This window comes from Paenibacillus sp. YYML68, assembly GCF_027923405.1.
GTDB lineage: Bacteria > Bacillota > Bacilli > Paenibacillales > NBRC-103111 > Paenibacillus_G.
This window is the reverse complement of sequence record NZ_BQYI01000001.1, coordinates 2,202,779-2,221,213: the sequence shown is the minus strand read 5'-3', so window position 1 is coordinate 2,221,213 and position 18,435 is coordinate 2,202,779. Positions and strand designations below refer to the sequence as shown.

At 44.7% G+C, this 18,435-nt stretch carries 17 protein-coding genes; 7 read left to right on the top strand and 10 right to left on the bottom strand.

All coding sequences use genetic code 11. From position 1 onward, the window contains the following. Positions 1 to 113: 113 nt before the first annotated feature. From PAE68_RS10105 to PAE68_RS10085, 5 genes are all read left to right on the top strand, one after another. Complete coding sequence (locus PAE68_RS10105; protein ID WP_281886563.1) at positions 114 to 350, top strand: hypothetical protein; 237 nt, start codon at positions 114 to 116, stop codon at positions 348 to 350. Further along, entirely contained in the window at positions 334 to 600 is a 267-nt protein-coding gene (locus tag PAE68_RS10100) for a type II toxin-antitoxin system RelE family toxin (RefSeq protein WP_281886561.1), read from the top strand. The genes PAE68_RS10105 and PAE68_RS10100 overlap by 17 nt, the downstream gene beginning before the upstream one ends. A gap of 974 nt (positions 601 to 1,574) precedes the next feature. Further along, a complete protein-coding gene (locus PAE68_RS10095) occupies positions 1,575 to 1,811 on the top strand; it encodes a hypothetical protein (protein WP_281886563.1) in 237 nt (78 codons plus the stop codon). After that, positions 1,795 to 2,061, top strand: coding sequence for a type II toxin-antitoxin system RelE family toxin (locus PAE68_RS10090; RefSeq protein ID WP_281886561.1), 267 nt, complete (start codon positions 1,795 to 1,797; stop codon positions 2,059 to 2,061). Before PAE68_RS10095 ends, PAE68_RS10090 begins: the two co-directional genes overlap by 17 nt. 1,259 nt (positions 2,062 to 3,320) lie before the next feature. Beyond that, the gene (locus tag PAE68_RS10085) at positions 3,321 to 3,734 is read left to right on the top strand and encodes a hypothetical protein (protein ID WP_281886570.1); all 414 of its coding nucleotides are present in this window, start codon (positions 3,321 to 3,323) and stop codon (positions 3,732 to 3,734) included. Positions 3,735 to 3,871: 137 nt separating this feature from the next. On the opposite strand, the gene tnpC is transcribed toward PAE68_RS10085, so the two are convergent. From tnpC to tnpA, 3 genes are all read right to left on the bottom strand, one after another. Then, positions 3,872 to 5,452 (bottom strand): IS66 family transposase, encoded by a 1,581-nt coding sequence (gene tnpC / locus PAE68_RS10080; protein WP_397378537.1) that lies wholly within the window; start codon positions 5,450 to 5,452, stop codon positions 3,872 to 3,874. Between the two features lie 82 nt (positions 5,453 to 5,534). After that, complete coding sequence (tnpB, locus tag PAE68_RS10075; protein ID WP_281886541.1) at positions 5,535 to 5,891, bottom strand: IS66 family insertion sequence element accessory protein TnpB; 357 nt, start codon at positions 5,889 to 5,891, stop codon at positions 5,535 to 5,537. Further along, entirely contained in the window at positions 5,885 to 6,217 is a 333-nt protein-coding gene (tnpA, locus tag PAE68_RS10070) for an IS66 family insertion sequence element accessory protein TnpA (RefSeq protein ID WP_281886565.1), read from the bottom strand. Before tnpA ends, tnpB begins: the two co-directional genes overlap by 7 nt. A gap of 496 nt (positions 6,218 to 6,713) precedes the next feature. Between tnpA and PAE68_RS10065 the strand changes: the two genes are divergently transcribed. After that, positions 6,714 to 6,950: a hypothetical protein gene (locus tag PAE68_RS10065; RefSeq protein WP_281886563.1), complete on the top strand. Its 237-nt coding sequence runs from the start codon at positions 6,714 to 6,716 to the stop codon at positions 6,948 to 6,950. Then, positions 6,934 to 7,200: a type II toxin-antitoxin system RelE family toxin gene (locus tag PAE68_RS10060; RefSeq protein ID WP_281886561.1), complete on the top strand. Its 267-nt coding sequence runs from the start codon at positions 6,934 to 6,936 to the stop codon at positions 7,198 to 7,200. The genes PAE68_RS10065 and PAE68_RS10060 overlap by 17 nt, the downstream gene beginning before the upstream one ends. A 226-nt stretch (positions 7,201 to 7,426) precedes the next feature. Here the strand turns inward: PAE68_RS10060 and PAE68_RS10055 are convergent, their stop codons facing one another. The 7 genes from PAE68_RS10055 to PAE68_RS10025 form a co-directional block, all read right to left on the bottom strand. Next, entirely contained in the window at positions 7,427 to 7,930 is a 504-nt protein-coding gene (locus PAE68_RS10055) for a hypothetical protein (RefSeq protein ID WP_281886559.1), read from the bottom strand. A gap of 201 nt (positions 7,931 to 8,131) precedes the next feature. Beyond that, positions 8,132 to 8,554 (bottom strand): metallothiol transferase FosB, encoded by a 423-nt coding sequence (gene fosB / locus PAE68_RS10050; protein WP_281886534.1) that lies wholly within the window; start codon positions 8,552 to 8,554, stop codon positions 8,132 to 8,134. Positions 8,555 to 8,594: 40 nt separating this feature from the next. Then, a complete protein-coding gene (locus PAE68_RS10045; protein ID WP_281886556.1) occupies positions 8,595 to 10,037 on the bottom strand; it encodes a transposase in 1,443 nt (480 codons plus the stop codon). Between the two features lie 273 nt (positions 10,038 to 10,310). Continuing rightward, the gene (locus PAE68_RS10040; protein ID WP_281886554.1) at positions 10,311 to 11,465 is read right to left on the bottom strand and encodes an IS110 family RNA-guided transposase; all 1,155 of its coding nucleotides are present in this window, start codon (positions 11,463 to 11,465) and stop codon (positions 10,311 to 10,313) included. Between the two features lie 1,230 nt (positions 11,466 to 12,695). Then, the gene (locus tag PAE68_RS10035; protein WP_281886552.1) at positions 12,696 to 13,151 is read right to left on the bottom strand and encodes a hypothetical protein; all 456 of its coding nucleotides are present in this window, start codon (positions 13,149 to 13,151) and stop codon (positions 12,696 to 12,698) included. A 510-nt stretch (positions 13,152 to 13,661) separates the two neighbouring features. After that, positions 13,662 to 14,426 (bottom strand): AbiU2 domain-containing protein, encoded by a 765-nt coding sequence (locus PAE68_RS10030; RefSeq protein WP_281886550.1) that lies wholly within the window; start codon positions 14,424 to 14,426, stop codon positions 13,662 to 13,664. A gap of 2,283 nt (positions 14,427 to 16,709) precedes the next feature. Further along, positions 16,710 to 17,351 carry a hypothetical protein gene (locus tag PAE68_RS10025; RefSeq protein ID WP_281886548.1) on the bottom strand — a complete coding sequence of 214 codons (642 nt, stop codon included), beginning with the start codon at positions 17,349 to 17,351 and terminating at the stop codon, positions 16,710 to 16,712. Positions 17,352 to 18,435: the final 1,084 nt, after the last annotated feature.

The window sequence follows — 18,435 nt, the reverse complement described above, 5'->3', positions numbered from 1 at the left end:
GCTGTGTTAGGCGATGTTGCTGGCTTCTTCGAGTTACTCACGAGAACACCATTCATGATTTTCTAATTTCATGCTATAATTAAAATAACTTTCCTGATTAGGTGGTGCTTGAAATGGCAGTAACAAAGGACCAACTTAATAAGTTGATTCAACAATTACCTGAGGATGCTCTCCCGATGGCAGCTGACTTTCTTGAAAAATTAATTCACAAGAGTGATCATCGGTTTATTCCTTGGGATGATGAACCTACAACTCAGGAGGATCTAGACGATATTAGAAAAGCAAAAGAAGCATTTAAGCGTGGTGAAACCATAAAACTTAAGGACGTTATTGATGACTTACTCAATTGAAATTGATAAAAGTGCACTAAAGTACCTACAGAAATTAGATAAGAAAATGCGAACGCGAATTATACAACACTTACAAATATTAGCCGAAGATCCTTTCCATCCTGAACTTGATATTAAAAGAATGCAAGGAACATTCCAAGATTTCCGTTTGCGTGTTGGCTCATATCGAGTTGTTTACACAGTTGAAGAAGAAATATTAGTAATCCATGTAATAAAAATTGGCTCCCGTGGTGATGTCTATAAGACCTGAATTAAGTCTATCATACTCTGATAGGCTTTTTTATTTTCATTGTCCCCAGCAATTTCGCCTAACGTTCTTGTATTCACGAATCCGAGAGGCTTAAGCCGCAGAGCGGCGGGTCGAAGACTTAGCCTCGCAGGATTGTCTGCCTGATCTACTTCCCCGAATCATCTTCTGGCAGACCAAGGGCGCAAGCCCGCCGCGTGAATACGTTGTTATATGAAGTCCATCTGATTAAACCCCAGCATAATTTCTTAATTTTCGTTGCTCTTGTTCATCTTTTGATTTCATTGACTTCTTTGCTCTTTAGAATTTCATATACAGGTTTAACAAGTGGCAGGCTTTTAGGAGTAAACATTAGAATAACGCAAACCTTGCGTGGAAGGTTACTCCATATTATACCATCGCTGCTCGCCACTTGTTTATGTTCCTGTATATGAAATTCCACACTTCCTCGCCAATGAAATCAATAATCGATTCTTAACCGTTCATATACAAACTTCAAAACAACAACGTAACACGTTGTCCAACTAACTATTATGAACGGTTTTTAGAATCGATCTTGAACAAGAGCCTTGAAAAATTAAGAAATTATGCGCCGACCTAGCAATCTGTGGTTCACGACCGTTAGAATGAGGACATTCACTCCACGCTCCAACTAACTATTCCGTCCTCATTCATTCCTCCCTGCTCAACCCAGGTCGTGAATTACTTCTTGATTGCTTAGGTCGGAGGGGTTCTCCCTTGTCCAGCTTCGGATTTCATATAACGTTCTTGCATTCACGAACCTCCGCAGGAGGTTGTCCGCTGAATCCTCTTCCTCGAAAACACTTCTCGCGGACCGAGGGGCGTCAGCCCCGATGCGTGAATGCTGTGTTAGGCGATGTTGCTGGCTTCTTCGAGTTACTCACGAGAACACCATTCATGATTTTCTAATTTCATGCTATAATTAAAATAACTTTCCTGATTAGGTGGTGCTTGAAATGGCAGTAACAAAGGACCAACTTAATAAGTTGATTCAACAATTACCTGAGGATGCTCTCCCGATGGCAGCTGACTTTCTTGAAAAATTAATTCACAAGAGTGATCATCGGTTTATTCCTTGGGATGATGAACCTACAACTCAGGAGGATCTAGACGATATTAGAAAAGCAAAAGAAGCATTTAAGCGTGGTGAAACCATAAAACTTAAGGACGTTATTGATGACTTACTCAATTGAAATTGATAAAAGTGCACTAAAGTACCTACAGAAATTAGATAAGAAAATGCGAACGCGAATTATACAACACTTACAAATATTAGCCGAAGATCCTTTCCATCCTGAACTTGATATTAAAAGAATGCAAGGAACATTCCAAGATTTCCGTTTGCGTGTTGGCTCATATCGAGTTGTTTACACAGTTGAAGAAGAAATATTAGTAATCCATGTAATAAAAATTGGCTCCCGTGGTGATGTCTATAAGACCTGAATTAAGTCTATCATACTCTGATAGGCTTTTTTATTTTCATTGTCCCCAGCAATTTCGCCTAACGTTCTTGTATTCACGAACCCGAGAGGCTTAAGGCGCGTAGCGCCGGGTCGAAGACTTAGCCTCGCAGGATTGTCTGCCTGATTCACTTCCCCGAACCATCTTCCAGCAGACCAAGGGAGCTTCAGCGACCGCCGCGTGAATACGTTGTTATATGAAGTCCATCTGATTAAACCCCAGCATAATTTCTTAATTTCCGTTGCTCTTGTTCATCTTTTGATTTCATTGACTTCTTTGCTCTTTAGAATTTCATATACAGGTTTAACAAGTGGCAGGCTTTTAGGAGTAAACATTAGTAACGCAACCCTTGCGTGGAAGGTTACTCCATATTATACCATCGCTGCTCGCCACTTGTTTATGTTCCTGTATATGAAATTCCAAGCTTCCACGCCAATGAAATCAAAAAATCGATTCTTAACCGTTCATATACAAACTTCAAAACAACAACGTAACACGTTGTCCAACTAACTATTATGAACGGTTTTTAGAATCGATCTTGAACAAGAGCCTTGAAAAATTAAGAAATTATGCGCCGACCTAGCAATCTGTGGTTCACGACCGTTAGAATGAGGACAATTACTCCACGCTCCAACTAACTATTCCGTCCTCATTCGTTCCTCCCTGCTCAACGCTAGTCGTGAATCACTTCATGATTGCTTAGGTCGGAGGGGTTCTCCCTTGTCCAGCTTCGGATTTCATATAACGTCGTTGTATTCACGAACCCGAGAGGCTTAAAGGAGCGGAGCGACTGGGTCGAAGACTTAGCCTCGCAGGGTTGTCTGCCTGATTCCACTTCTCCGAAATTCCTCTGGCAGACCAAGGGCCGTCAGGCCCGCAGCGTGAATACTGTGTTAGATGATGCTCGCGGGCTTCTTCGAACTCGCTTCCTAAAGTAACATCATCAATGGAGTAATCGTGGCCTCCGTCAGGAGATCACTTCTTGAGTTTTCTTCCTTGATCGCTACGATTACTCCATTGATTCGGGAGCTTCAGCTCACGACGGCACTTAAACTAATCCATTATTTCTTTAAGCGAGTTTCATCTAACGTTCTTGCATTCACGAACCCGAGAGGCTTAAGGCGCGTCAGCGCCGGGTCGAAGACTTAGCCTCGCAGGGTTGTCTGCCTGAATCCACTTCTCCGAATTATCTTCTGGCAGACCGAGGGCGTCAGCCCGATGCGTGAATGCGGTGTTAGACGATGCCAACGGCCCTCTTCGAGCTACTCCCACAAACTGGTTCTTCATCATTCACTTCGCTGCCTAAAACCCTCTCCAAAATCGCTCTTAAAATCGCTCTTAAAATCGCTCTTAAAATCGCTCTTAAAATCGCTCTTAAAATCGCTCTTAAAATCGCTCTTAAAATCGCTCTTAAAATCGCTCTTAAAATCGCTCTTAAAATCGCTCTTAAAATCGCTCTTAAAATCGCTCTTAAAATCGCTCTTAAAATCGCTCTTAAAATCGCTCTTAAAATCGCTCTTAAAATCGCTCTTAAAATCGCTCTTAAAATCGCTCTTAAAATCGCTCTTAAAATCATTATTACAAAGGGTGCTTCAGCTTCGGCTTCTTGTCAAGCTCTGTTTCTTACGCGCGCTCGTACTTTCAACCCACTATGACTGATCTTCGCGGCTAACTCTTCAATTATCTTTTAGATTCGGCCTTTTACTCATCGTTTCGAGTACACTCTGACTTATCATGTAAGCGTCAAATAGCCCACACCTATTCAAAAGACGAGGGCTGAGGTAAGCTAGTGTTACTTCGGTGGTGCTACACGGCAAGAGTCCGGCAATGAAGTTGACCACGGAGCCAGTTGTCTCAAAGCATCCTGATCATGAAGGTTCGGAAGCTGTGGCAATTGCTCGAACAAAAACTTCAAGTATGCATACGGATTTAACCCGCTCGCCTTTGCGGATTCCACAATGCTGTAGATCGTCGCACTTGCTTTCGCGCCTTTAGGCGTATTGGCAAACATCCAGTTTTTCCGGCCAATCACAACCGGCTTGATGGCACGCTCCGCTCGGTTATTGTCAATCTCGAGCCTGCCGTCTTGCATAAATGCGACAAGCTTGTCCCACTGGTTCAGGCTGTAGGTGATCGCCTGTCCGGTCAAGCTTTTGGGCAGCACCTCAGCTTCCGCGTTTTGCAGCCACTTCAAACAAGCCTCCAGCAATGGCGCACTCTGCTCCTGACGAGCTTGGTGCCGGGCCTCAGGGCTTACATCCTTCAGCCGTCGTTCCACAGCGAACAGCTCATTGCAGAACCATAAGCCCTTGCCAGCTGCCACCTCGGCCGTACGATGGGCTGCCGGCAGCGCCTTCAGCGCCTCATCGAACTTGCGTCTTGCGTGGCTCCAGCAACCACAGAGTGTCACGTCCGTGAGTTTATGGTAGCCTGAGAATCCATCCGCATGCAGGTAGCCGCTGAAGCCTTCTAGAAATTGACGCGGGTGCTCCCCACTGCGGGTCGGCTGGTATTCGTACAAGACGATGGGCTCACTCGTATGTCCGGTACGGTACATCCAGAGGTACGACTTCTGCTCGGCCTTCCGTCCCGGTTCCTGCAGCACGGGAAACGTCGTTTCGTCCGCATGGAGGATGTCGTGCAGCAGCATGTGCGACTTCATGTAATGAAATAGCGGCTCTAGCCAGTGTTCGGACGCGTAGATCATCCAGTTGGCTAGTGTTTGACGCGACAGCATCAGACCATGCCGAAGAAACTGCTGCTCTTGACGATAGAGCGGCAGGCTTTCGACATACTTCTGATGCATCACATGGGCCAGTATAGAAGCCGATGCCAGGCCTCCAGGATGCGCGGGTGCAGGTGCCTTAGCAGTGACCACGGGAGTGCTCTCCTCGTTACGCTCGCAGTGACGGCAGCTATAGATGAATCGAATGCTCCTCACGATCTTGTACTGGGCAGGCATGAACACCAATTCATCGCGCGCTTCGCTGCTCATCTCATGCAGTTTCCCATCGCAGCACGAGCAAACCTGCTCTTCCTCGGGCAATCGATACTCCACGGTTTCTATAGGCAAATGATCAAACTTCGCCAGGCGATCCCCCTTGACTTTCTTCCGCTTGTGGGTCACGGTTTCCACAGTTGGCTCAGGGAGCGCAGGGCTAGCGGACTGCTCTGCTTCGTTAAACAGGAACAGCTGATCTGGATGCGTCTTCTCGCTCGAAGAGCCGAAGCGCTTATGCTGGGCAAGCTTGGATTGCTCCAGCAGCATATGGACTTGCTTCTTGAGCTTGTTTACCTCTGCCTCGAGCGCTTCGCTATATGTTTTGTATTCATCTAGAGTTTGGGGTTGGGGTGATTCCGCACGTTTTGTCATGAAGGATGTATTCGCTGAACGACCACGTTTATCCTGCTTTTCAAGTAAACATGATGGAGGCAGGCACGATGGTCACTCGCGCCTACACCACCGTTTGAACGGAAACCACAGGATGCGCTTGCTGCTGCTCGATGGACAGTCCGTCCAGCAACCAGTTCAATTCGCGACGAGTCAGCGCGATGGTCGCATGGCTGTCGTCAGTCGGCCACTGGAAGGTGCCGCGTTCGAGGCGGCGGTAGAACAGCCAGAAGCCATTTACATCCCAATACAGAATCTTGAGCTTGTCTCGCTGTCGATTGCAGAACACGAACAAGCTGCTCGAGAAGGGGTTGAGTGCATACACCTCCTGCACCAGAGCGGCCAGGCCATCGATCGACTTGCGTAAGTCCGTACTGCCGCTTGCTAAATACACGGGAATGCTGCTCGGAATGGTCAACATAGATCCTTCAGCACCTTAACGATTTCACGAAGCTGGGTAGAGTCGAATGACTCACTCAGTTCAATAGAAGCCGCTCCAACATGAATCCGTAGGGATCCCGTTGGCAGATTGCTACGTGCGGGAGGAGGTGTCACGGTAACGGGGATGAAGGTTGATGCGGACTTTGATCGTTTGGATTTGGGGGGGCCTTCGATCTGTTTGAGCCAGTACTTCAGCTCATGGATGGTATGGTTATTGGCTTTACTCCAGACTACCATGGTTTGACCGCTCGCTCGATAGTTCTCAATGCGAGTTCTCCATGCCTGTTGTCGCTCCGCTCGATTCATGGGATGTCCTCCTCGATTCATATTGAGGACATTATCTCATCTATGCATACATGGGGTGAAGGTGGGATGTATTTGACGCTTACCTTATCATGGAACGTCGACCAACTGACTCAAATGTAAACCAAACATCAAACTAACTTCCTTCGCTGATGGTTTTTCGGAATTCATACTAAGCACAAGCCATGACAACTCGCGGTAAAGTAAACCGATCTTCACGTCACAATAGATCTCTAATATGATCGTATTTGGTTATTGGTTTATTCTAGCGTTGGTTTCGTCTAACGTTCTTGCATTCACGAACCTCCGCAGGAGGTTGTCCGCTGAATCCTCTTCCTCGAAAACACTTCTCGCGGACCGAGGGGCGTTAGCCCCGATGCGTGAATGCTGTGTTAGGCGATGTTGCTGGCTTCTTCGAGTTACTCACGAGAACACCATTCATGATTTTCTAATTTCATGCTATAATTAAAATAACTTTCCTGATTAGGTGGTGCTTGAAATGGCAGTAACAAAGGACCAACTTAATAAGTTGATTCAACAATTACCTGAGGATGCTCTCCCGATGGCAGCTGACTTTCTTGAAAAATTAATTCACAAGAGTGATCATCGGTTTATTCCTTGGGATGATGAACCTACAACTCAGGAGGATCTAGACGATATTAGAAAAGCAAAAGAAGCATTTAAGCGTGGTGAAACCATAAAACTTAAGGACGTTATTGATGACTTACTCAATTGAAATTGATAAAAGTGCACTAAAGTACCTACAGAAATTAGATAAGAAAATGCGAACGCGAATTATACAACACTTACAAATATTAGCCGAAGATCCTTTCCATCCTGAACTTGATATTAAAAGAATGCAAGGAACATTCCAAGATTTCCGTTTGCGTGTTGGCTCATATCGAGTTGTTTACACAGTTGAAGAAGAAATATTAGTAATCCATGTAATAAAAATTGGCTCCCGTGGTGATGTCTATAAGACCTGAATTAAGTCTATCATACTCTGATAGGCTTTTTTATTTTCATTGTCCCCAGCAATTTCGCCTAACGTTCTTGCATTCACGAACCCGAGAGGCTTAAGCCGCGGAGCGGCGGGTCGAAGACTTAGCCTCGCAGGGTTGTCTGCCTGAATCCGCTTCTCCGAGTTATCTTCTGGCAGACCGAGGGCGCGAGCCCGATGCGTGAATGCGGTGTTATATGACGTACCGGACTTCATTGTGATGCATTCAAATCGCTCTTATGTTCTAATATTATCTTTACTTCATAATTTCTTTGTGTATCTGATTCTATGGTAATTGGAAATATATCTTTTAGTGATTTTTTTATTCTTTCACTAAATGGCACCGGGCCGCTTATTTCGAGTACAAATTCTGGAGCTGGTGGTAAATGGAATACTTCCCACTCTTCATTGATGTAAAACGAAAGTCCTTTCAATAATTTATTCTTTAATTCTAACACCCCAATTCCATACCCACTCGTTCCATCATTAAACTCCCACTTGAATCGTACCCAATAGTCTTCGTTCTGATCTATGAGTTCTACTTCAGTGGGTGTCACTAGCATATCGACTCCATTACTCACATCATAATCAGTAATTCTCCAAAATGGGAAGTTGTTAAAATCATTTAAAACTAACTGATGTATTGATTTAGTTATCATTTTTGTTTCATCCTTTTCAAGTTCTTCCGGTATGTCATATAACGTTCTTGTATTCACGAACCCGAGAGGCTTAAGGCGCATTAGCGCCGGGTCCGAAGGACTTAGCCTCGCAGGAGTTGTCTGCCTGAATCCGCTTCCTCGAAATTCCCCTGGCAGACCAAGGGAGCGTCAGCGACCGCAGCGTGAATACGGTGTTATCCGATGCCCCTGACTTCTTAGAGATACTTACATCAATCTGTTTCTTGTCTTACTCCATCCTTAGTTAAAAAATGTCATGTGCACTTTACTATTTCTATAATATTCCATCCTATCATTTAATTGTCCTGTGTGTAATTCAAATTTGTGCCCGTCTGGGTCTGTAAAATAAATGGACCTCTTGTCTCTTTCATCACGCTCTCTTCCAGATATTATATTGACATCTAATTCTCTAAATTTATCTTTGAATGCCTCGTATTCTTCTTCTAATATTGAAAATGCTATATGCGTATATGATTTATTTTGTTCGGTTCTTTCAATTTCAGATTCCTCATTTAAAGCTATCCATAATCCATTTAAATCAAAATAAGCTAGCTTTCTGCCCTTTACTAATATCTTTGCTCCAAAAACTTGCTGATAAAACATAATAGATTTAGTTAAATCAGACACTGAAAAGCATAAGTGACTTATACCTTGAATTTGCATGAGTATTCTTCCTTTACTGGACAGTGAAAAGTTCTAACGCTTAAGAAGCCAGCAAATCCACGTTGTTCGTGGTTTTTTCCTGCTTGGAACGAATTATTTCGGTTATGGGTAAATCCGGGTGCTGGGCAACCATGCGAAAAATGGATCTGCGCAAATAAACCGCCACGGTAGCCTCAGAGACGATGGCTTTCGATGGTGTTCGCAAATAGCGCGAGAACAAGCCCGGCGTACGCGCCGAAAACGTCAACGCGACCATCTGAATTAAGCCGGTTGCGATGCAACTGCACATGACGAATCCTTCGATGGCTTCAAGTGTTTGTCGTATTCGCTTTTGATCCTGTTCGTTCTTTACTTGTTCCAGTGGATGGTTCTCGGTCTTGCGCAGATACCGCTTGAGCTTCGGCATGGATTTGCTCCAGAAGCGATAGCCGAAGGCGCCGATGACTTGTTTCATTTCCCGAAACGTACATTCGATCTTGAACCGGTATCCGTACAAGGAAATGATCTCGGGACCGGCAAGCGTCAGGTCCGTACTCACCAAAATGGAGGTCTGGTCTCCACGCAGCACCAGGACAAATCGCAAAGGCTGATACAGCTTTTGCCCCCACAACAGGTCCAGGCACAAAAAGGAAACCGTTTCTTCCTTGCCATACAGCATCACCTTGGCCGTTTGAAACGATGCTGCCCGGGTTTGAAAAAGCTCCTTGAGCTTGACTTTCACGCCTTTCTTCGGCGGACGGCCCCGGCCTGGTTTTTTGGCGGCAGGGAATTCATAGGCTGTGGTGTTGACTTTGGCCTTCGTGATGAGGTCCAGCCGAACTCCGCTCGCAGCCTGCTGCTGCTTCCACCGGATCAGCGCCGGAACGGACAGAAAATAGCGATCCAGCAGGAACAAGGCGTCACCAAGCACCTTCGCGGCGGCAAAGCCCTGCCCGATCATTTGCACCACATGGGAATCTGATTTCGGCTCGGCTGGAGCGGACGCTCCCCAGTTCCAAATCGTCTTCACGCCGTCTTGCAAATTCATAAAGAGGGGCAAGCAGAACCATTTGGCCGACGCTCCGACCAACACACCGACGGCTCCAAAGAGATGGCCAAAGATATATTCACCTTTGGACGAATTTTCTGATTCCTGATGCATTTTCTTCACGCCGGGCATTCGACGGCCTTCCTTGGACTGCTTCATGCCATCGCCCACCAGGACTACGCGGTCACCAACGGTCATCAAAGGAGCCGCCTTGCGGACGACTTGGAGCCAAGTTAATCGAAGGGATTCCAGCGACCAGGCCGAAGAACGAAAGAAATGGATCAGCGTCTCGTAGCAGCGCGGATGCAGCGTAAGGTCTCGTACAATGGAGGTCACCCCTAACTGGTCGGAGCGCACCATCAGGCCGATCACCGTAATGACAAACCAGTGAAAGGTGGCTTGCCTGGAGAAGCAGGAACGAAATTCATTTATGATTTTATCGAGGTATGGGAGCATAGGTCTGGTCAATCGCCCGCAAATGGGTTAGACTGTTGTCTATAACCCATCCAGCGATTCTATCCTTTTAGAGTGAGACCTTAAGGATACCGTAAAATCGCTAGGTTGGGTTATTTTTCTGTGAAAGGATTATTGAAAGCAGTGTCATTAGAACGTCGAAGTTGCTTTAAGAAATAGCGTTTTTCTGGAAGAAAGTTGAAAAATAGCAATAGGATGCCCGGCACATCGTTTTTGAGATGTGATGTATAATCAGTCTTAAAATAGGCTAGACTGTTAAGCTACAGGTTTTGAGACAGGAGGTCCACCTTCGATATAAGTCGACTTCGTCTTTAACATCATGTAGATGATCGTGAGCATTTTGTGAGCTAGAGCAATAATGGCTTTGTTCTTCCCACGGCGTGCAGCTATTTTCCAAAATCGAACCGACAACTGTGATTTTCGGCACTTCGTTGCTGCCCAAGCGGCTTCACATAAAGCTGTTTTCACATGCGGATTGCCCTTACGTGTTCGTGTACTTTTTTTACCCGCGCTCTCATGGTTACCCGGAGCCACACCTGCCCAGGACGCGAGATGATCAGCCGTTGGGAACTGATCCATATCGACTCCGATTTCGGCAATGATCGCTGCGGCGGTAATCTCACTTATGCCCGGAATCGTTTGAATCAACTGATAGGCTTCCTGATAGGACTGAAGATGCACCTCAATTTCTGCATCTAGCAACGCGATGGATTGCTCGAGGAAGGTAATATGCTCCCAGCAATTGCGAATCATCAAGATTTGGTGCTTGTTTAACGTTCCGAAGAGCGACTCGGCCACCCGAGCGACATTACGTTTTACGTTGCCATGTACTCGGGCTTCAATATCATCCGGATCGACGTAGCCCTGCATGACCAGTCGTTCCAGCAAATTGCGTCCGGATACGCCGAACACATCTGAAATAACCGTTCCCAACTTGATGTTGGAGGCTTCCAGCATTTTTTGAATGCGGTTTTTCTCTGCGGTCAAGTTTCCAACCCGTTTCTTACGTAAACGTGTTAAATCACGTAATTCTCGGAGATCCTCGGTAGGCACGAAGCTCTTCTCGATTAATCCTACGCGCAAAAGTTTAGCGATCCACTCCGCATCGCTGACATCCGTTTTGCGTCCAGAAACATTCTTAATCCGTTGTGCATTGGCAAGGGCGATGTCGAAGTACCCTTCCAATATGTTGTACACTGGTTTCCAGTAGATCCCTGTACTCTCCATGGCAATATGCGTCACACCTTCGGACTCGAGCCATGTCATCAAGGAGAACAAATCACGAGTCATCGTAGGGAAAGTGCGTGTTTCAGCGCGTGGTGCTTCATCCGCTTCGCCAGTCAAGACACAAGCTACAATGGTTTCTTGATGCACATCCAGTCCGGCACACCGAGCAATTAACATCTCCATTTAACTACCTCCAATCGAATGATACTGACGATTGGCGCATTCGTTAGAAGTCTCCATTTTTCTGTCCGCGGTCATTCGGTCTTCTTGTACCGAAGCCAGCACGGGGTTGCTCACATAACGAATGCTCACAGTTTTCTAGACAGGGTCGAACCACCAAAAAGAGCCACGTATTTCTGTCCAATCGCAGTATTACTCAGTATGGGGACTAGGCAGTCACGCTAAACCCAACTTTCATATCGGGGATGTGGCGAGGAAGCCATGATTGTTTTCTATCGAGAACTTTTCACTGTCAAGTTCCTTTAGGTTTTATAATATATTGCTTTTCAGGGGTTTCGGATAACGTTCTTGTATTCACGAACCCTCACTGGCTTAAGTGAGCGTTAGCGAGCGGGTCGTCAGACTTAGCCAGTGCAGGGTTGTCTGCTGAATCCGCTACTTCGAAAAATCTTCCTGCAGACCGAGGGGCGCAGACCCGATGCGTGAATACGGTGTTAAGTGATGGCCAGCTGAGCTACCCGCATAATTCCTTAATTTCCTTGCCCTTGTTCGATTTTGATTTCATTCTCTTCCTTTGTGTTTTGGAACTTAGATACAGGTTTTACAAGTGACAGCCTCCTCTAGAGTAAACATTAGCACGACAATCTTGGCGTGGCAGGTTACTCGTATGATCCATCCTACTGGCTGTCACTTGTTAACCATCCTGTATCTAAGTTCCTCGCTCCACTGCCTATGAAATCAAAATCCTAGATCAATTCCTTCATTCCTAATAATAGTTCCAAGACAACACCGAGAATTGGTTGTCAACTAACCATTAGGAATGAATCTGAATTGATCGAACAAGGGCATTAGAAATTAAGGAATTATGCCCCAACTCAATCCATCCGGTTGTTCCCGACATCTAGAAGCAGGACTGATCGAATTGCATCGATCAAACTAACTTGTCCTGATTCACACTTCCTCGCTTCTCCCAGGTCGGGATCAACCTCTTGATGGATTGGGTTGGGATTTTCTTCATGATTTACTTCGGGCTGGCTTTCACTTAACGTTCTTGCATTCACGAACCCGAGAGGCTTAAGGCGCGCCAGCGCCGGGTCGAAGACTTAGCCTCGCAGGGTTGTCTGCTGAAATCGCTTCTCCGAATTAACTACTGGCAGACCAAGGGCGCCAGCCCGCCGCGTGAATGCGGTGTTATCGGAAGTTAATGTCCTCTTCGAGTTACTTGCTAGTCAGTCAAGGGTTTCCAGAAAAATATTTTGTTCGTGTTGTTATTTTCTTTGGGGTCTTATATTTATTGCACAGTAATTCACCTATACCCATACTCCCGTTCAAATAATAAGAAGGTATCACAATTATACTCTCATCATCAAAACAAATTCTATATTCATCCTCTTCTGGACTAGCAATTGTAATTCTAAGATGTCCGGCCTTATCCTCTCTATAGAACTCAATATAATTTATATCATTAATATTAACTTCAAAAATTGTAATTCTAAAAAAACATCTGCTAACTTTATTGTCTGTTACTCTGTAGTTAACTCCAATTATTAAAGTCAGTACAGTCAAAAAAATGGTTGATATAACTAAGGTCACCAAATCCTGGTCTAAAAACAAATACAATAATAGTGTTGACCCAATAAATATTGCAGTAAACAATATCTTTGAGAAAAGACTTCTCTGGAATATCATACTCATCATCTCTTTACATTAATTTCCGATAACGTCGTTGTATTCACGAACCCGAGAGGCTTAAAGGAGCGGAGCGACTGGGTCGAAGACTTAGCCTCGCAGGGTTGTCTGCCTGATTCCACTTCTCCGAAATTCCTCTGGCAGACCAAGGGCCGTCAGGCCCGCAGCGTGAATACTGTGTTAGATGATGCTCGCGGGCTTCTTCGAACTCGCTTCCTAAAGTAACATCATCAATGGAGTAATCGTGGCCTCCGTCAGGAGATCACTTCTTGAGTTTTCTTCCTTGATCGCTACGATTACTCCATTGATTCGGGAGCTTCAGCTCACGACGGCACTTAAACTAATCCATTATTTCTTTAAGCGAGTTTCATCTAACGTTCCTCGCATTCACGAACTCCCGTAGGGAGTTGTCGCAGCACCCGCTTCCTCGAACCCACGTCTGCGACCGAGGGCGTCAGCCCGATGCGTGAATGCGGTGTTAGCTGAAGTTACCTGACATCTTCGAGTTGCCTAAACATTCTTTAAACCCAACTTGCTCCTATAAAAATTTATCTCCTTTATGTCATGCTCTTTTAGTGATCTTTTTCTGGCATCCCACAGAACTGGATTCTTCTCTGGCAAAGATAAAATAAAGCTATCAAATGCAAGACTATCTAAAATTCGCTCAATATCTGTTCTACTATCTGTACCCTTAGGGTGCTGAACATGTTCATCGTATTGAATTGGTAGCATCATTCGTGTGGTGCCAAATGACAATGTAGAAAGTATTGAGTTCAATTGATCTCGTAAACTAAATAAATCCTTTAAATAGATTGTCGATTTATGAAGATCCTCTTCACTTACATTTATAATAGTATGTGCTATTCGTTGGTTTCTCCTAGCTCTAATCTTTACAAGTAATTCCTCAGTATTTTTATCAAACCGATTTTCCTTTATTCTATTTCGAAATTCTCCTTTGTAAACATCTTTTATACTTTGGAATATCCTATTCTTAAACTTTGTAATCGTTCTGAAATCCCCATCGGTATCTGTTATTATTCGAGCAATACGCAATATACTAGATTCAAAGAAACTACTTAAAACATTACTGAAAAATATTGTTTGATTTGGATTGACAAAAAGATCAAATCTAAATCTCATTATCTTTTCAATAATGAACAACTGTACATTTAGATGAACAAGTTCAGAATAAAAAAACTGCATTTCTTCTTTATATTCTGAAAGAAATGGTTCCTCAAATAGATCTTCTTCTTTTAATAAATTAAAATCTGTCATGAGATTTCTCCTTTAGTTTTCAGGTAATTTCAGCTAACGTCTTCGTATTCACGAATCCGAGAGGCTTAAGCCGCGGAGCGGCGGGTCGGAGACTTAGCCTCGCAGGATTGTCTGCCTGAATCCACTTCCCTGAATCATCTACCGGCAGACCGAGGGAGCTTCAGCGACCGATGCGTGAATACGGTGTTATGTGATGGTCAACTGAGCTACCCGCATAATTCCTTAATTTCCTTGCCCTTGTTCGATTTTGATTTCATTCGCTTCTTTGAGTTTTTGGAACTTAGATACAGGTTTTACAAGTGACAGCCTCCTCCAGAGTAAACATTAACACGCCATTCTTGGCGTGGCAGTTTACTCGTATGATCCAATCCACTGGCTGTCACTTGTTAACCATCCTGTATCAAAGTTCCTCGCTTCCCTGCCTATGAAATCAAAATCGATTCGATCGTTCCCTTCATTCCTAATACTACCAAATCATAACGATTCTCGTTAGTCAACAAACTATTAGGAATGAACTTCTTTCGATCGAACAAGGGCATTAGAAATTAAGGAATTATGCACCAACCCAATCCATTCGAATGTTCCCGACCTCTAGAAGCAGGACCTATCGAGTAGCACCGATACAACAAACTTGTCCTGATTCATGCTTCCTCGCTTCTCGCTTGTTGGGAATATTCACCTCAATGGATTGGGTTGGGTCTTGCTTCTTGATACACTTCGTGTTGACTTTCACATAACGTTCTTGTATTCACGAACCCTCACTGGCTTAAGTGAGCGTTAGCGAGCGGGTCGTCAGACTTAGCCAGTGCAGGGTTGTCTGCTGAATCCGCTACTTCGAAAAATCTTCCGGCAGACCGAGGGGCGCAGACCCGATGCGTGAATACGGTGTTAAGTGATGGCCAGCTGAGCTACCCGCATAATTCCTTAATTTCCTTGCCCTTGTTCGATTTTGATTTCATTCTCTTCCTTTGTGTTTTGGAACTTAGATACAGGTTTTACAAGTGACAGCCTCCTCTAGAGTAAACATTAGCACGACAATCTTGGCGTGGCAGGTTACTCGTATGATCCATCCTACTGGCTGTCACTTGTTAACATCCTGTATCTAAGTTCCTCGCTCCACTGCCTATGAAATCAAAATCCTAGATCAATTCCTTCATTCCTAATAATAGTTCCAAGACAACACCGAGAATTGGTTGGCAACTAACCATTAGGAATGAATCTGAATTGATCGAACAAGGGCATTAGAAATTAAGGAATTATGCACCAACTCAATCCATCCGGTTGTTCCCGACATCTAGAAGCAGGACTGATCGTGTTTCATCGATCAAACTAACTTGTCCTGATTCACGATTCACACTTCCTCGCTTCTCCCAGGTCGGGATCAACCTCTTGATGGATTGGGTTGGGATTTTCTTCATGATTTACTTCGGGCTGGCTTTCACTTAACGTTCTTGTATTCACGAACCCTCACTGGCTTAAGTGAGCGTTAGCGAGCGGGTCGTCAGACTTAGCCAGTGCAGGGTTGTCTGCTGAATCCGCTACTTCGAAAAATCTTCCGGCAGACCGAGGGGCGCAGCCCCGATGCGTGAATACGGTGTTAAGTGATGGCCAGCTGAGCTACCCGCATAATTCCTTAATTTCCTTGCCCTTGTTCGATTTTGATTTCATTCACTTCCTTTGTGTTTTGGAACTTAGATACAGGTTTTACAAGTGACAGCCTCCTCAAGAGTAAACATTAGCACGACAATCTTGGCGTGGCAGGTTACTCATATGATCCATCCTACTGGCTGTCACTTGTTAACATCCTGTATCTAAGTTCCTCGCTCCACTGCCTATGAAATCAAAATCCTAGATCAATTCCTTCATTCCTAATAATAGTTCCAAGACAACACCGAGAATTGGTTGGCAACTAACCATTAGGAATGAATCTGAATTGATCGAACAAGGGCATTAGAAATTAAGGAATTATGCCCCAACTCAATCCATCCGATTGTTCCCGACATCTAGAAGCAGGACTGATCGTGTTTCATCGATCAAACTAACTTGTCCTGATTCACGATTCACACTTCCTCGCTTCTCCTAGGTCGGGATCAACCTCTTGATGGATTGGGTTGGGATTTTCTTCATGATTTACTTCGGGCTGGCTTTCACTTAACGTTCTTGCATTCACGAACCTCCGAAGGAGGTTGTCGCAGCAACCACTTCCTCGAACCCACGTCTGCGACCAACGGCGTCAGCCCGATGCGTGAATGCGGTGTTATACGACGGAACCGCTTCTTCGAATCATCTCTCGAGTCTAAGGTTTCCTTCGTTATTTTCAATTGTTGGCTCCACGTCAAATGCCAGTGAATCACATAGTAGATTTGTACCGCCAGTGAATTGACAATTCCTAATTTCTACTGGTCCCATAAACCATGCATCAAAAAAGTCTACAAATTTCTTGAATTTATTTCCTATTAATTTTACTGTATGCGAAAATTCGTTGTGCCCTCCACAGTCGAAATAGAAGATTTCATTAAACACACATCGTTCTATCGTTATTCCCTTGAAAAAATATGTACCATGGAAACTTGCTGAATTAATAGAGCAATCCCGAATAATAACTTCTTCTGTAAATAGCATAATAGTTAAATCCAATTTATCAATAATGCAATTCTCTAAAATTACGTTTGACTTAACCTGTTCATTCTCAAACAAGTTTGAATCATATAGATCAAGGTCCTTTATAAAATAACCTCTCACAGGTGATCCGGAATAAATTAATTGTTGAACTTGCGTTTTTATTAACTCTTCTATGATTTCACCCCCTGTGCTCGAATAGGTTCTGTCGTATAACGTCGTTGTATTCACGAACCCGAGAGGCTTAAAGGAGCAGAGCGACTGGGTCGAAGACTTAGCCTCGCAGGGTTGTCTGCCTGAGTCCACGTCTCCGAAATTCCTCTGGCAGACCAAGGGCCGTCAGGACCGCAGCGTGAATACTGTGTTAGATGATGCTCGCGGGCTTCTTCGAACTCGCTTCCAAAAGTAACATCATCAATGGAGTAATCGTGGCCTCCGTCAGGAGATCACTTCTTGAGTTTTCTTCCTTGCTCGCTACGATTACTCCATTGATTCGGGAGCTTCAGCTCACGACGGCACTTAAACTAATCCATTATTTCTTTAAGCGAGTTTCATCTAACGTCTTCGTATTCACGAACCCTCACTGGCTTAAGTGAGCGTTAGCGAGCGGGTCGTCAGACTTAGCCAGTGCAGGGTTGTCTGCTGAATCCGCTACTCCGAAAAATCTTCCTGCAGACCGAGGGGCGCAGCCCCGATGCGTGAATACGGTGTTAAGTGATGGCCAGCTGAGCTACCCGCATAATTCCTTAATTCCCTTGCCCTTGTTCGATTTTGGTTTCATTCGCTTCTTTGCGTTTTGGAACTTAGATACAGGTTTTACAAGTGACAAACTCCTCTAGAGTAAACATTAGCACGACAATCTTGGCGTGGCAGGTTACTCGTATGATTCATCCTACTGGCTGTCACTTGTTAACCATCCTGTATCTAAGTTCCTCGCTCCACTGCCTATGAAATCAAAATCCTAGATCGATTCCTTCATTCCTAATACCTCCAACACAACATCGAGAATCGGGTGTCAACTAACTATTAGGAATGAAACTGAATCGATCGAACAAGGGCATTAGAAATTAAGGAATTATGCCCCAACTCAATCCATCCGGTTGATCCCGACTTCTAGAAGCAGGACTGATCGAGTTGCATCGATCAAACTAACTTGTCCTGATTCACACTTCCTCGCTTCTCCCAGGTCGGGATCAACCTCTTGATGGATTGGGTTGGGATCTTCTTCATGATTTACTTCGGGCTGGCTTTCACTTAACGTTCTTGTATTCACGAACCCTCACTGGCTTAAGTGAGCGTTAGCGAGCGGGTCGTCAGACTTAGCCAGTGCAGGGTTGTCTGCTGAATCCGCTACTCCGAAAAATCTTCCTGCAGACCGAGGGGCGCAGAC

What these genes read in the sequence shown, in the direction of transcription:
- PAE68_RS10105 (WP_281886563.1), top strand. Translation starts at nt 114, where the DNA reads ATGGCAGTAACAAAGGACCAACTTAATAAGTTGATTCAACAATTACCT.
- PAE68_RS10100 (WP_281886561.1), top strand. Translation starts at nt 334, where the DNA reads ATGACTTACTCAATTGAAATTGATAAAAGTGCACTAAAGTACCTACAG.
- PAE68_RS10095 (WP_281886563.1), top strand. Translation starts at nt 1,575, where the DNA reads ATGGCAGTAACAAAGGACCAACTTAATAAGTTGATTCAACAATTACCT.
- PAE68_RS10090 (WP_281886561.1), top strand. Translation starts at nt 1,795, where the DNA reads ATGACTTACTCAATTGAAATTGATAAAAGTGCACTAAAGTACCTACAG.
- PAE68_RS10085 (WP_281886570.1), top strand. Translation starts at nt 3,321, where the DNA reads ATGCCAACGGCCCTCTTCGAGCTACTCCCACAAACTGGTTCTTCATCA.
- tnpC (WP_397378537.1), bottom strand. Translation starts at nt 5,452, where the DNA reads ATGACAAAACGTGCGGAATCACCCCAACCCCAAACTCTAGATGAATAC.
- tnpB (WP_281886541.1), bottom strand. Translation starts at nt 5,891, where the DNA reads ATGTTGACCATTCCGAGCAGCATTCCCGTGTATTTAGCAAGCGGCAGT.
- tnpA (WP_281886565.1), bottom strand. Translation starts at nt 6,217, where the DNA reads ATGAATCGAGCGGAGCGACAACAGGCATGGAGAACTCGCATTGAGAAC.
- PAE68_RS10065 (WP_281886563.1), top strand. Translation starts at nt 6,714, where the DNA reads ATGGCAGTAACAAAGGACCAACTTAATAAGTTGATTCAACAATTACCT.
- PAE68_RS10060 (WP_281886561.1), top strand. Translation starts at nt 6,934, where the DNA reads ATGACTTACTCAATTGAAATTGATAAAAGTGCACTAAAGTACCTACAG.
- fosB (WP_281886534.1), bottom strand. Translation starts at nt 8,554, where the DNA reads ATGCAAATTCAAGGTATAAGTCACTTATGCTTTTCAGTGTCTGATTTA.
- PAE68_RS10045 (WP_281886556.1), bottom strand. Translation starts at nt 10,037, where the DNA reads ATGCTCCCATACCTCGATAAAATCATAAATGAATTTCGTTCCTGCTTC.
- PAE68_RS10040 (WP_281886554.1), bottom strand. Translation starts at nt 11,465, where the DNA reads ATGGAGATGTTAATTGCTCGGTGTGCCGGACTGGATGTGCATCAAGAA.
- PAE68_RS10035 (WP_281886552.1), bottom strand. Translation starts at nt 13,151, where the DNA reads ATGATATTCCAGAGAAGTCTTTTCTCAAAGATATTGTTTACTGCAATA.
- PAE68_RS10030 (WP_281886550.1), bottom strand. Translation starts at nt 14,426, where the DNA reads ATGACAGATTTTAATTTATTAAAAGAAGAAGATCTATTTGAGGAACCA.